The sequence below is a fragment of the Enterobacter pseudoroggenkampii genome, from assembly GCF_026420145.1.
GTDB lineage: Bacteria > Pseudomonadota > Gammaproteobacteria > Enterobacterales > Enterobacteriaceae > Enterobacter > Enterobacter pseudoroggenkampii.
Window position 1 is genome coordinate 50406 of record NZ_JAPMLV010000004.1, and the last position, 14201, is coordinate 64606.

General features: G+C 45.6%; 13 protein-coding genes, 1 other RNA gene and 1 pseudogene. 11 read left to right on the forward strand and 4 right to left on the reverse strand.

Going from position 1 to position 14201, the window contains the following annotated elements; all coding sequences use genetic code 11:
- Positions 1-10 precede the first annotated feature (10 nt).
- Positions 11-1297, forward strand: coding sequence for an HlyC/CorC family transporter (locus OTG14_RS17225; protein WP_032646908.1), 1287 nt, complete (start codon positions 11-13; stop codon positions 1295-1297).
- A gap of 52 nt (positions 1298-1349) precedes the next feature.
- On the opposite strand, the gene grpE is transcribed toward OTG14_RS17225, so the two are convergent.
- Positions 1350-1943, reverse strand: a complete 594-nt coding sequence (gene grpE / locus OTG14_RS17230) for a nucleotide exchange factor GrpE (protein ID WP_032646909.1) — start codon at positions 1941-1943, stop codon at positions 1350-1352.
- 122 nt (positions 1944-2065) lie between these two features.
- On the opposite strand from grpE, the gene nadK reads away from it, so the two are divergent.
- From nadK to bamE, 3 genes are all read left to right on the forward strand, one after another.
- Positions 2066-2944 (forward strand): NAD(+) kinase, encoded by an 879-nt coding sequence (nadK, locus tag OTG14_RS17235; RefSeq protein ID WP_008502500.1) that lies wholly within the window; start codon positions 2066-2068, stop codon positions 2942-2944.
- Positions 2945-3029: 85 nt separating this feature from the next.
- Complete coding sequence (gene recN, locus OTG14_RS17240) at positions 3030-4691, forward strand: DNA repair protein RecN (RefSeq protein WP_090418274.1); 1662 nt, start codon at positions 3030-3032, stop codon at positions 4689-4691.
- Positions 4692-4829: 138 nt separating this feature from the next.
- Positions 4830-5168, forward strand: coding sequence for an outer membrane protein assembly factor BamE (bamE, locus tag OTG14_RS17245; RefSeq protein WP_023308883.1), 339 nt, complete (start codon positions 4830-4832; stop codon positions 5166-5168).
- Between the two features lie 103 nt (positions 5169-5271).
- Here the strand turns inward: bamE and OTG14_RS17250 are convergent, their stop codons facing one another.
- Both OTG14_RS17250 and OTG14_RS17255 read right to left on the reverse strand, forming a co-directional pair.
- The gene (locus OTG14_RS17250) at positions 5272-5559 is read right to left on the reverse strand and encodes an RnfH family protein (protein ID WP_023308884.1); all 288 of its coding nucleotides are present in this window, start codon (positions 5557-5559) and stop codon (positions 5272-5274) included.
- The gene (locus tag OTG14_RS17255) at positions 5549-5986 is read right to left on the reverse strand and encodes a type II toxin-antitoxin system RatA family toxin (protein ID WP_024908332.1); all 438 of its coding nucleotides are present in this window, start codon (positions 5984-5986) and stop codon (positions 5549-5551) included. Before OTG14_RS17255 ends, OTG14_RS17250 begins: the two co-directional genes overlap by 11 nt.
- Positions 5987-6142: 156 nt before the next feature.
- On the opposite strand from OTG14_RS17255, the gene smpB reads away from it, so the two are divergent.
- The 7 genes and pseudogenes from smpB to OTG14_RS17290 all read left to right on the forward strand — a co-directional run.
- On the forward strand, positions 6143-6625 hold the full coding sequence (gene smpB, locus OTG14_RS17260; RefSeq protein ID WP_024908331.1) for an SsrA-binding protein SmpB: 483 nt from the start codon (positions 6143-6145) through the stop codon (positions 6623-6625).
- Positions 6626-6714: 89 nt separating this feature from the next.
- Positions 6715-7078, forward strand: a transfer-messenger RNA (tmRNA) gene (gene ssrA / locus OTG14_RS17265).
- Positions 7079-7242: 164 nt separating this feature from the next.
- Positions 7243-8472, forward strand: coding sequence for an integrase domain-containing protein (locus tag OTG14_RS17270; RefSeq protein WP_048249317.1), 1230 nt, complete (start codon positions 7243-7245; stop codon positions 8470-8472).
- Between the two features lie 282 nt (positions 8473-8754).
- Complete coding sequence (locus OTG14_RS17275; protein ID WP_047718515.1) at positions 8755-10311, forward strand: recombinase family protein; 1557 nt, start codon at positions 8755-8757, stop codon at positions 10309-10311.
- A complete protein-coding gene (locus tag OTG14_RS17280) occupies positions 10301-11197 on the forward strand; it encodes a ParB/RepB/Spo0J family partition protein (RefSeq protein WP_045351110.1) in 897 nt (298 codons plus the stop codon). Before OTG14_RS17275 ends, OTG14_RS17280 begins: the two co-directional genes overlap by 11 nt.
- The gene (locus OTG14_RS17285) at positions 11194-12090 is read left to right on the forward strand and encodes a ParB/RepB/Spo0J family partition protein (protein ID WP_047718520.1); all 897 of its coding nucleotides are present in this window, start codon (positions 11194-11196) and stop codon (positions 12088-12090) included. The genes OTG14_RS17280 and OTG14_RS17285 overlap by 4 nt, the downstream gene beginning before the upstream one ends.
- Before the next feature lie 115 nt (positions 12091-12205).
- Positions 12206-12430: pseudogene (locus tag OTG14_RS17290) on the forward strand (integrase); the annotation flags it as partial.
- 156 nt (positions 12431-12586) lie between these two features.
- On the opposite strand, the gene OTG14_RS17295 reads toward OTG14_RS17290, so the two are convergent.
- Complete coding sequence (locus OTG14_RS17295) at positions 12587-14194, reverse strand: TIGR04141 family sporadically distributed protein (protein WP_047718521.1); 1608 nt, start codon at positions 14192-14194, stop codon at positions 12587-12589.
- Positions 14195-14201 lie beyond the last annotated feature (7 nt).

Consider the following 14201-nt stretch of genomic DNA (forward strand, 5'->3'; position numbering starts at 1 on the left):
GGAGTTCCCCCTGGAACACATCTCTACCACCACGCTGATCGTTACGCTGATCGTCATGGTGGTCATCTCCGCCTATTTCTCCGGCTCGGAAACCGGCATGATGACCTTAAACCGCTACCGGTTACGTCATCGTGCTAAACAGGGTAACCGCGCCGCACGTCGCGTTGAAAAACTGCTCCGCAAGCCGGATCGCCTGATAAGCCTGGTGCTCATCGGCAACAACCTCGTCAACATTCTGGCCTCTGCCCTCGGCACCATCGTCGGGATGCGCCTGTACGGCAACGCCGGGGTGGCGATTGCCACCGGCGTGCTGACGTTCGTGGTGCTGGTGTTTGCCGAAGTGCTGCCGAAAACCATCGCCGCGCTTTACCCTGAGAAAGTCGCCTACCCGAGCAGCTTCCTGCTGGCACCGCTGCAGATCCTGATGATGCCGCTGGTCTGGCTGCTGAACATGGTGACGCGCGTCCTGATGCGGATGGTGGGAATCAAAGCCGACGTCACCATCAGCAGCGCGCTCAGCAAAGAAGAGCTTCGCACCATCGTGCATGAATCCCGCTCGCAGATCTCCCGGCGCAATCAGGACATGCTCCTGTCGGTGCTGGATCTGGAAAAGGTGAGCGTGAACGACATCATGGTGCCGCGTAACGAAATCGTCGGTATCGACATCAATGACGACTGGAAAGCCATCGTTCGCCAGCTGACGCACTCCCCGCACGGGCGCATTGTGCTGTACCGCGACTCGCTGGATGACGCCATCAGCATGCTGCGCGTGCGCGAAGCCTACCGTCTGATGACCGAGAAAAAAGAGTTCACCAAAGAGGTAATGCTGCGCGCCGCCGACGAAATTTACTACGTGCCGGAAGGAACCCCCCTCAGCACGCAGCTGGTGAAATTCCAGCGTAACAAGAAGAAGGTTGGCCTGGTGGTCAACGAGTACGGCGATATTCAGGGGCTGGTGACGGTCGAAGATATTCTGGAAGAGATTGTCGGGGACTTTACCACCTCAATGTCGCCTTCCCTCGCGGAAGAGGTCACCCCGCAAAACGACGGCTCGGTGCTGATTGACGGCAGCGCGAACATTCGCGAACTCAACAAAGCCTTTAACTGGCATTTGCCGGAAGATGAGGCTCGGACCATTAACGGGATGATTCTGGAAGCGCTGGAAGAGATCCCGGCGGCGGGCACGCGGGTGCGCATTGAGCAGTACGATATTGATATCCTGGACGTGCAGGACAATATGATTAAGCAGGTGAAAGTCCTGCCCGTTAAACCCCTGCGCGAAAGTATCGCTGAGTAAGGTTGTAGGCCGGGTAAGGCGAACGCCGCTACCCGGCACTACGGATAGCGAATTACGCTTTCGCTTTCGCCACGGTCACCATCGCCGCGCGAATGGTACGGCCGTTCAGGGTGTAACCTTTCTGCATCACGCCCAGCACTTTACCGGCTTCAATCTCTTCAGATTCAACCATCGCAATCGCCTGGTGAACGTTTGGATCCAGCGGAACGTCGGTATCGGCAATTACTTCCACGCCAAACTTACGCACCACGTCGAGCATGGATTTCAGCGTCAGTTCGATACCTTCGATCATTGCCGCGTTGTCCGGATTTGCTTTGTCAGCCACTTCCAGCGCGCGATCGAGGCTATCGATTACCGGCAGCAGTTCGTTGACGAATTTCTCCAGCGCAAATTTATGCGCCTTCTCAACGTCCTGCTCGGTACGGCGACGCAGGTTTTCCATTTCCGCCTTGATGCGCAGAACACCATCGCGTTCGCGATTCTGTGCTTCTACCAGCTGGGCTTCCAGATTCGCAATTTTTTCATCGCGCGGGTCCACCTGCTCAGCAGATGCGTCTGGCTCTACAGCCTCAACTTCATCGTGCTGTTCCGTGATAATTTCTTCAGGGGCTTGCCCCTCAGGCGTTTTCTGTTCTTTACTACTCATGAATTTCTCCGCGTTTTTCTGCATTCATCTCGCTAACTTCGCTTATTATGGGGATCAGTTTCCGGGATTCAAGGGAACAAGACAGATTGTCATCATTCATCAGGCACAAGGACCTCCAGAAAATGAATAATCATTTCAGGTGTATTGGGATCGTCGGGCATCCGCGTCACCCTACCGCACTAACGACACATGAAATGTTGTATCGCTGGTTGTGTAGCAAAGGCTATGAAGTGATGGTCGAGCAGCAGATTGCTCAGGAGCTGCAGCTGAAGAGCGTCAAAACCGGCACGCTGGCGGAAATAGGCCAACAGGCCGATCTCGCCGTGGTGGTGGGCGGCGACGGCAACATGCTCGGCGCGGCCCGCACGCTGGCGCGCTATGACATTAAGGTCATCGGCATCAACCGTGGCAATCTCGGCTTTTTAACCGACCTTGACCCGGACAATGCGCAACAGCAGCTGGCCGACGTGCTGGAAGGCCACTATATCAGTGAAAAACGCTTTTTACTGGAAGCGCAGGTGTGCCAGCAGGACTGCCAGAAGCGCATCAGCACCGCGATTAACGAGGTGGTCCTTCACCCCGGTAAAGTGGCGCACATGATCGAGTTCGAAGTCTATATCGACGAAATCTTTGCCTTCTCCCAGCGTTCTGACGGGCTGATTATCTCCACCCCGACCGGCTCAACCGCCTACTCGCTTTCTGCCGGCGGCCCGATCCTGACCCCCTCTCTGGACGCCATTACCCTGGTGCCGATGTTCCCGCACACGCTCTCCGCCCGCCCGCTGGTCATCAACGGCGACAGCACGATCCGTCTGCGCTTCTCACACCGCCGTAACGACCTGGAGATCAGCTGCGACAGCCAGATAGCGCTGCCGATCCAGGAAGGTGAAGATGTGCTTATTCGCCGGTGTGATTACCACCTGAATCTGATTCATCCGAAAGATTACAGCTATTTCAATACATTAAGCTCGAAGCTTGGCTGGTCAAAAAAATTGTTCTGATTCTGCATCCAGTACTTTACTGTATATAAAACCAGTTTATACTGTATGGAAACACAGTTATGGTTTTTCATACAGGAAAACAATTATGCTGGCACAACTGACCATCAGCAACTTTGCCATTGTTCGTGAGCTTGAGATCGATTTCCACAGCGGCATGACGGCGATCACCGGGGAAACCGGTGCAGGTAAATCCATTGCCATTGATGCCCTCGGCTTGTGCCTTGGCGGCCGCGCAGAGGGCGATATGGTGCGCATGGGCGCCAACCGTGCCGACCTGTGCGCCCGTTTCTCCCTGAAAGACACCCCTGCCGCCCAGCGCTGGCTGGAACAGAACCAGCTTGAAGATGGACGTGAGTGTTTACTCCGCCGCGTCATCAGCAGCGACGGTCGTTCCCGCGGTTTTATCAACGGCACGGCGGTCCCCCTTTCCCAGCTCCGTGAACTCGGCCAGTTGCTTATCCAGATCCACGGTCAACATGCGCATCAGCAACTCGTCAAACCCGAACAGCAGAAAGCGCTGCTGGATGGCTATGCGGGTGAGTACGCGCTTACTCAGCTTATGGCGGAACACTATCGCCAGTGGCATCAGAGCTGCCGTGAACTTGCCCAGCACCAGCAGCAAAGCCAGGAGCGCGCCGCACGTGCGGAGCTGCTGGCGTACCAGCTTAAAGAGCTGAACGAATTCAACCCGCAGCCGGGTGAGTTTGAGCAAATCGACGAAGAGTACAAACGCCTGGCGAACAGCGGTCACCTGCTCTCAACCAGCCAGAATGCGCTTAACCTGCTGGCGGATGGCGAAGACGTGAACCTGCAAGGACAGCTGTATAACGTCCGCCAGTTGATTACCGAACTGGTCGGCATGGACAGCAAACTTTCAGGCGTCCTGGATATGCTGGAAGAAGCGGCTATTCAGATCTCCGAAGCCAGTGACGAACTGCGCCACTACTGTGAACGTCTGGATCTCGACCCGAACCGTCTGTTTGAGCTGGAGCAACGTATCTCCCGTCAGATTTCACTGGCGCGCAAGCACCACGTCACGCCGGAAGAGCTGCCGGGCTACTATCAGTCTCTGCTGGAAGAGCAGCAGCAGCTTGACGATCAGGCTGATTCGCAGGAAACCCTCTCTCTGGCGGTGAACCTGCACCATGAACAGGCCCTGGCGACAGCGCAAAAGCTGCATGAAATCCGTCAGCATTACGCCCAGGAGCTAAGCCAGCACATCACCGACAGCATGCACACGCTGGCGATGCCGCACGGTGTATTCACCATTGATGTCCGCTTTGAAGAGAACCACCTGACGGCGGAAGGTGCGGACCGCATCGAGTTCCGCGTCACCACCAACCCGGGTCAGCCGCTGCAGGCTATCTCCAAAGTGGCCTCCGGCGGTGAACTGTCGCGTATTGCGCTGGCGATTCAGGTGATTACCGCGCGTAAAATGGACACCCCGGCGCTGATTTTCGATGAAGTGGATGTCGGCATCAGCGGCCCAACGGCGGCGGTGGTGGGTAAACTGCTGCGCCAGCTCGGCGAATCAACGCAGGTGATGTGTGTCACCCACCTGCCGCAGGTCGCGGGCTGTGGTCATCACCACTTTATCGTCAGTAAAGAAACCGACGGTGAAATGACTGAAACACACATGAAGCCGCTGGATAAACGTGCGCGCCTGCAGGAGCTGGCACGCCTGCTCGGCGGCAGCGAAGTCACGCGTAACACGCTCGCGAACGCGAAAGAACTGCTGGCGGCATAAACTTTTTCGGGATCTCAGGGTCATACAGAACAACAAAAACGCCGCCAGACCGGTTTCAAAGTGGGGCAAGGTCTATTATCATCGGCATATTACATATGAGCCGCGTTCTGCTCGGGCCCGAAAAGGAATCAAATCACTATGCGTTGTAAAATGCTGACCGCTGCCGCAGCGGTTCTTCTGATGTTGACCGCAGGCTGTTCCACTCTGGAGAAAGTGGTTTACCGTCCTGACATCAACCAGGGGAACTACCTTACCCCTAACGATGTGTCCAAAATCCGCGTGGGGATGACACAACAGCAGGTCGCTTATACACTGGGAACCCCGATGATGTCCGATCCGTTCGGCACTAACACCTGGTTCTATGTATTCCGTCAGAAGCCGGGCCACGAAGATGCGACCCAGCAGACCCTGACGCTGACCTTCAGCAGCGCCGGTGTGTTGACCAACATCGACAACAAGCCTGCCCTGACCAAATAATCAGAAGTCAGAAATGCAAAAAGGTGCTCATTGAGCACCTTTTTTGTATTTCTTTTATCCCCTCGCCCCTTTGGGGAGAGGGTCAGGGTGAGGGGAAAACACGCTACTTACCCGCCTTCTCCGCACGCTGACGACGCAGCTCTTTCGGGTCGGCAATCAGCGGACGATAAATCTCTACCCGGTCGCCCTCTTTCAGCACATCACCCAGCTTCACCGGACGGCTGTAAATCCCGACCTTATTTTTCGCCAGGTCGATATCGCTGCGAAGCTCAAGGATGCCGGACGCGCGGATAGCCGCCTCAACGGTTGCCCCCTCTTCCAGCGTCACGCGCTGCAGATACTGCTTCTCCGGCAGCGCGTACACCACTTCTACAGCAATCTTATGCGACACTGTAAACCTCTTTGGCGCGGGTGGTGAACGCCTGAACCATATTGGAAGCTAGCTCTTTAAAGATGCGGCCAAACGCCAGCTCAATCAGCTTATTGGTAAATTCAAAATCCAGCTGGAACTCAATGCGGCAGGCGTCAGCGCTCAGCGGCGTAAACTTCCAGCCTCCCATCAGGGTTTTAAACGGACCATCCACCAGATGCATCAAAATACTCTGATTGCTGGTCAGCGTATTGCGGGTGGTGAACGTCTTGCTGATCCCCGCTTTAGAGACATCCACCGCCGCGGTCATCTGCGTCGGCCCGGACTCCAGAACGCGGCTCCCGGTGCATCCCGGAATAAATTCTGGATAAGACTGAACATCGTTCACTAACTGATACATTTGTTCCGCGCTGTAAGGCACAAGCGCAGTACGGCTAATCTGAGGCATAGCATTTCCCATGGTCACACAACGGACAAATAATAACATTTATCACCTGTTAAAAAAACGCTAAGCCTCATCTCGTGCTAAGATAGCGCGTTAGACCTCACAGGACGCAATGAGGTGACTATTTGAAATCAGATTACCGACGGCTTTACGACACTTATGACGAAGAAAAAAGCACATAAACCAGGCTCGGCGACCATTGCGCTCAACAAGCGTGCTCGCCACGAGTATTTCATTGAAGAAGAATTCGAAGCTGGCCTTGCGTTGCAGGGCTGGGAAGTAAAATCGCTGCGCGCCGGGAAAGCCAACATCGGCGATAGCTACGTGATCCTGAAAGATGGCGAAGCCTTCCTGTTCGGCGCGAACTTTACGCCGCTGACCGTCGCCTCCTCACACTACGTGTGTGACCCTACGCGCACCCGCAAGCTGCTGCTGAACAAGCGTGAGCTGGAATCCCTCTACGGACGCATCAACCGTGAAGGTTTCACCGTGGTCGCCCTGTCGCTGTACTGGAAAAACGCCTGGTGCAAAGTGAAAATTGGCGTCGCGAAGGGTAAAAAACAGCACGACAAACGTACTGACCTGAAAGAGCGCGAATGGCAGCTCGACAAAGCGCGCATCATGAAAAACGCAGGACGTTGATTCTGCACACTTATTGTACTATTCAATAAGTTAGCGTTCCGGGCTGGTATCCAGGAAGTGAAATCTGGTATACTTAGTTCAACACTATTGGGGCTGATTCTGGATTCGACGGGATTTGCGAAACCCAAGGTGCATGCCGAGGGGCGGTTTGCCTCGTTAAAAGCCGCAAAAAAATAGTCGCAAACGACGAAAACTACGCTTTAGCAGCTTAATAACCTGCTCTGAGCCCTCTCTCCCTAGCTTCCGCTCTTAAGACGGGGATCAAAGAGAGGTCAAACCCAAAAGAGATCGCGTGGAAGCCCTGCCTGGGGTTGAAGCGTTAAAACTAATCAGGCTAGTTCGTTAGTGGCGTGTCTGTCCGCAGCTGGCGTGCGAATGTAAAGACAAACTAAGCATGTAGTACCGAGGATGTAGAAATTTCGGACGCGGGTTCAACTCCCGCCAGCTCCACCACTTTTTAGTTGTTTGAAGTACAATGAAGTCTACTAAGCCCGCACAGCACAAGCTCTGCGGGCTTTTTTACGTCTATTGTCGTCCAGTGAGAATTGCTGAGAACTATGAGTTATGGCACCCTGAATAGGACCCACTAAGAAGGGTCCAAAAATCGAGGGTCCCAAATGGCAAAAATCGCTAAGAAGCTCACTGACACTGAAATCAAAAGCACCAAACCTGCCGAGAAAGAGGTTAACCTTTTTGACGGCGATGGTTTGCTCCTGCGAATCGCTCCCCTGGCGAAGGGAGGGAAGAAAAATTGGTATTTCAGATATGCAGTGCCTGTGACCAAAAAGCGAACTAAGGTGAGCTTAGGAACCTATCCTCATCTTACACTTGCTAAGGCACGAGCTTTACGTGATGAATACTTGTCGTTGCTTGCAAATGATATAGACCCACAAGTTCATAACACCCAGAAAGCCAATGCCCTAAAAGATGCAACGGAACATACATTTCAAGCAGTAGCCAAGAAGTGGCTTGATGAGAAAGTCAAAACGTCAGGCATCTCCCAGGATCATGCTAACGACATCTGGCGAAGCCTAGAAAGAAATATCTTTCCAACGTTGGGTGATACCCCCATTAAGGAGATTCGCCCTAAAATGCTTAAACAGCATTTAGACCCCATAGAAAAACGAGGTGTCCTTGAAACACTTCGCCGCATCATATCCCGCCTGAATGAAGTTTTCCGCTATGCAGCAACAGAAGAACTCATAGAATTCAATCCGGCTGACAATCTTGCCCAGAGATTTAGTAAGCCGAAGAAACAGAACATGCCAGCCCTGCCCCCAACCGAACTCCCCCGCTTCCTTACAGTGTTAAACAACGCCTCAGTCCGTATGGAGACACGATTGCTGATTGAATGGCAGTTACTAACTTGGGTTCGTCCTGGTGAGGCTGTTCGCACCAGATGGGCCGATATAGATACTGACAACTCAATGTGGAACATTCCGGCGGAGTTCATGAAAATGAAGAAGCCTCACAAAGTTCCACTAAGTAAAGAAGCTTTGCGAGTCTTGGATTCAATGAAAGCCATCAGCGGACGTAGAGAGTGGGTTTTCCCCAGTATCAAAGCTCCACTCAATCACATGCATGAACAAACAGCCAATGCGGCCATAATCCGTATGGGCTTCGGAGGTGAGCTTGTAGCTCACGGTATGCGATCCATTGCTAGAACGGCTGCTGAGGAGTCTGGCAAGTTTAGAACTGATGTCTTAGAAGCCGCCCTTGCCCACTCGAAGAAAGATGAAATCATTGCAGCCTACAATCGTGCAGAGTATCTCACTGAACGGGTGGTTCTCATGCAATGGTGGAGTGACTATGTTTCGTCTCAAAAATGCAAAGTTATTGCCGCATAAATCTCCCATGATGGGTTAACTATCTTGATTTAGTTAAAGAATTAATAATCACACCATTAACCTATGTGGACTAAGCATAGCCATTCACAAATGGGGACCTTGAGTCCACATAACGAAAGCTGTAGGTCATATCAGCTAAATAATTCACATCTCTTCTCGATTATCATACACCTCGAAGATTTACCAAATTCGCTCTAATCGATGATAAAAGAGTTGAATTTGGTTAAAAATTGATCAATTTTATCCTCTACATTGTATTGAATCATCCATGAGGTTTCGTGCATGGCTAGCGAAAATGATAAAAATCATAAAGTTAGAGTCGCACAGTACTTGAGGATGTCTACCGACCATCAGCAATATTCTTTACATAATCAGTCCGAATACATCAAAGATTATGCTGAAAAGAACAATATGGAAATCGCTTATACCTACGATGATGCAGGTAAGAGCGGAGTCAGTATCGTAGGCAGGCATTCTTTGCAGCAGTTACTTAGTGATGTAGAACAAAAGAAAATAGATATACAGGCTGTATTATTTTATGATGTGAGTCGTTTTGGTCGTTTTCAAAACAGTGATGAAGCTGCATATTATTCCTTTCTATTTGAGAGAAACGGTGTAGACCTTATATACTGTTCTGAACCTATACCCACTAAAGATTTCCCTTTAGAGTCTTCTGTAATACTGAATATAAAAAGATCTAGTGCTGCATATCACAGCAGGAATTTATCAGAAAAGGTATTTATAGGACAAGTAAATTTAATAAAGCTTGGTTATCATCAAGGCGGCATGGCTGGTTATGGGCTGAGACGTCTTTTAGTAGATGAAAATGGCATAGCTAAAGAAATATTGAGTTTCCGCAAAAGAAAGAGTATTCAAACAGATAGAGTAATATTAATTCCGGGCCCCAAAAATGAGATAAAAATTGTAAATAGAATCTATGATCTCTTTATAGATTATAACGTACCAGAATTCATTATTGCTGAGAGATTAAATGAACAGAATATACCTGCAGAAAATGGAACATTATGGACTCGTGCAAAAATACATCAAATCTTGACAAATGAAAAATATATTGGAAACAACATATATAACAAAACCTCATCTAAACTAAAAAGTAGACTTGTAAAAAACCCCAAACATGAATGGGTTAGATGTGACAAAGCATATAAACCCATTATTTCAAAGAAAAAATATAATAAAGCTCAAGATATAATTCAGCTCCGATCCATACATTTGACTAATGAAGAGCTTTTAGAAAAGCTAAAACAAAAATTGGAATCTAATGGAAAACTATCAGGATTTATCATTGATGAAGATGATACAGGCCCTTCATCTTCTGTTTACAGAACCCGATTTGGTGGTCTTTTAAGAGCATATACTTTGATTGGTTATAAGCCAGAACATGATTACAGTTATCTCCAAATAAATGAAGCACTAAGATCATTTTACTCAGGTATAATTGAGGATTTTAAGGGGAGGATTTTAAAAAGTAACTGCTATATAGACGAATATAAATATGCCCCAATGCTTTACATCAATGATGAGCTTTTAATTTCCGTCCTTATTACTAAATGCATACATATGAAATCAGGTAAACTTAGATGGAAGGTCCGGTTTGATAACTCACAGAAAGCAGACATAACAATTGTTATACGAATGGATTCACAAAATATTTCGCCTCTTGATTTTTATATCATACCAAAGATAGAAAACGAATATAGTAAAATGTGCATGACGGAAACAAACAACATTCGATTAGATCTCTATAGATTTGATAATCTGGATAAACTTCTACAAATTATTACTCGCATGAAAGTGAGGGAACTATATGCTGCCTGAAACAAATGAATTCCCAATAATACAAATTGAGATTGCAAAAATAAAATTCCTTAACCCAAGAACTAGAAATAAGGTAGTGCATGAAGAAATTAAGGAAAGCATAAAAAAAAGAGGATTAAGCAAGCCTATAAGCGTGAGAGCGATTGATGAAGACGATTTCAAATATGCTTTAATTTGTGGTCAAGGGAGAATAGAGGCTCTCGTTGCATTAGGTGAAACCATTATTCCAGCAATTATAAGAGATGTATCAGAAGAAGATGCTTACGTTATGAGTTTAGTTGAAAACATTGCAAGGAGGAGACCACGTTCCAATGAGTTATTACAGGTAATAAAAGATATGAAAATCAGAGGACTTTCAGACTCCGAAATAAGTGAGATTACTGGGTATTCATCGAACTGGGTGAGCAGTATAAATATGCTTCTTGATAAGGGAGAGCATAAACTTCTCTCTGCAGTCGAACGGGGGAATTTGCCTCTATATCTTGCAGTGCAATTTGCAAGATGTGAAACTGAAGAAGCTCAAGATATTCTTACCGAAGCATATGATAAAAAATTAATTAAAAGCCGGGACATTATAAAGATAAAACACATTCTAAATCAGCGAACAATTGGGAATAAAGGTGCAAAAGCAGCCGGGTTTTATTATCACAAACCATCAAAAAGAATGACTGCTGAGGAGTTAATTGGGCTTTATGAAAATAGTATCGCTGAACATAAATCTGTTTATAACAACTCTAAATTTATAAAAACTAATTTACTGATAGTAAATGAGATTTTTAACATCATAATGATGAATAAAAGCTTTCAAAATTTACTTGAACAAGAGAATCTATCAGAACTGCCATCTCAAATCCTCAATCCAATAAACAAAGAGGCATCAAAATGATTCAGATACGTTTTGGCGACAATTTTATTTATTTAGAAACTAACAAGTTAATTCCCTCTAAGGAATTGTTAGAAAATGTAAAGTTAAGTCATAAATATCATCAAATAGTTACCTCTATTGAAAGCTTAGGTATTATTGAACCAATAATAGTGTTCTATGACAAAGATAAAGATGCCATTAAGATACTCGATGGCCATTTGAGGGTTGAGGCTTTAAAAGACTTAGGCATAGAAAAAGCTCCATGTTTACTTTCGAGCATAGATGATGCGTTCACTCCTAACAAACAAGTCAATCATATAAATGTAGTTGAAGAACATAGAATGATAATCAAGTCCTTGGCAAAAGTTTCAATTGAAAAACTTAGTGCTGCTTTGGGAATATCTATTGATGCTATAAAAGATAAAGCTAATGTGATGAACGGTATAGATCCAAGTGTAATTGCGAAACTTTCTGATAAACCTATACCTAAGGCTACATTTGATGTTTTGAGGAAAATGAAGCCAATTCGTCAAATTGAAGCAGTCGGTACAATGATTAATTTTGATAATTATAGTAAAAAATTTGCAATGAGCATCTTGGATGCTACACCGGCATCAATGATAGTAAATAAAGGGAAAAACACTCCCTATAAAAAGGACATAAAAAAAACCATACTTCGTCTGGAACAGGAAATGGCAACAACTTCGGAAGAAACAAAAAAACTTCAAACCGAGTATGGTTCAGATATGTTGAAATTCGTGATAATCCAGTCATATATTAATAAATTACTGGGTAACTCTAAAGTTCTTCATTGGTTCTTGGAAAACGAGGTTGATTATCTTAATGAGTTAAAAAGAATTTCGAAAATTAATTCTTTAGATGAGAAGACTCTTGCTGAAAACAGCCAGTCATAGGTATGGTTTTATATATCCGAAATAAACCATGAAGTATACTTACACAACCATAATGGCTTCTCTTAGATATTAGCATAAGTAGGCAGTATAAGCCGTAATCATTCGAACGGTTTAAGGAGGTGAACTTATGGTTAATAGAATGAGATCTATTGTGAGAACGGCGACAGACGAATCTGGTAAGTTCAGGACTGGTGTCTTAGAAGCGGCCCTTGCCCACTCGAAGAAAGATGAAATAATTGCAGCTTACAATCGCCCGGAATATCTGGCAGAACGAGTGATTCTCATGCAGTGGTGGAGTGATTATGTCATTGCTCAAAAATTTAAAGCTATTGCGGCATAACAACTCTATAAGGGGTTAAATCTCCCAGCCCCTTATCCACCAAGACATAAACCTTTTTTGACACCACTTTGTTCTAAACCAAGATACATGGGCTGTAACTTACAAAAGCGATTTTCTGCATGAACTGGCAAACGTCTCTGGCATTGAAAAATTTATTTAAAGCTTGTTCTTTTGTGGTTTACATAGCTTCTTTTTATAAATATCTGGGTCCACAGCAATTTTGCAGATCCTGACCTCATACCCAAAATTGGTAATACTCTTGTGGAAATTTTTCAAGTTTACTTTAGAAAACAAAGGTAAATCTTCGGGAAGATTTTTATTAGAAGCTATGGCGAAAACTAGTTTATATTTTTTAGCATCTGGTCTATTTATATGATCGGCTAATTTTATATGAGCAGGTAGTTTCTCATTAAGTTTGCCTCGAAATTCAGAGTCACTTATAAAAAGTTCAGAACCTATAAATCCTTGTGAAAAAAGATGGCTCATACTTTGCGAACCAGTATAATATTTTACATGGATAAAATCTGATTGACCTCTGATAAGATCACAAAATTCAATCTTACTTTTACCACCACCATGATGAATGAATTTCTGATCCATGTGTGTAAAGGAATTATCATCTTGGCAAAGTTTTTTATTATAATCCTCCTCTCGTTTATATGAATATACAGGGAATTTATCCGACTCCTCATAATGAATTATTTTTTTCATTTCATCATCAATAGTCGATACAAAATTCCTATCTGCAACATACCATATAGAGTCTCGAAGAATATAGTTCTGATCACCTTCTTTTATCTCGGCATAGAGGCACCTATATAAAGACCATTTTTTTATCGATTCAAAATCGGCATTCAAAACATGCAGGTAATTTTTTTTGAGTTCATCAACAGTTACTTCAGTTTTCTTACCATCAAAATAATCACAAACATGGTATATTGATAAGGTTTCATGAATGAATCTTTGTCTCTTATCAAAGCAATAGCCTATTTGATTTTCCCAGTCAATTATTTCTGGCTCTCCAAGCCATAAATCATTGAAGTCTTTTTCCTTTATCCGATCAATCAAAAGCGAATCCAATATCTCAACTTCTTGTTCATCAGCCTCCTTGATATTGTTAACCCATTCGAATTCTTCAGGAAGAGGTAATAAGTAAATAGAGTCTATTTTGGTCAACAGTGCTGGAATAGCCTTCAATTCAATATCCGGCATGATCACAAAAGCATCTTTGCCAGTAATTTTACTTCCTAAAATATCTTCTGTCGAAGTGCCTGTGAGAGTTGTGAGAATATCCATCTCAGAATCTATTTTTAGGTTGTATATATCGACTTCTTTACTGCTCTGACTGCGAGTTAACAGGTTCGTTTCGTTGTGACTGCCTTTATCTAAACTGCGAATTTTTTTATGTTCTATACTATTAAGAGTTGTTTTAAGCCCAAATCCTTTGACAATGCTGCCATCATTGATTAAGTGATGACCGGTTCCAAAGGGAATAAGATATCTGGAATTGTTAGCTTCAATAACTAATACTGCTCCTGTGCTACTATTCATACCGAAGAAATCAGGTTCTATGCCAGGATTTTGGCCCATAAAAAAGGTGGTCCATTCAGGAGGTTTTGGGTCCATGTACTCCTTTACATATAGATATGCTCGTGCATCCTCCATCTCGAATTCAACAGGTCTTTTGACCCTTTCCAAATTCAAAACCTGATCAATAGCATCGCTAAACCTTTTTGTTTTATAAATAGAGAGTTTTATCTTCATTCTATTT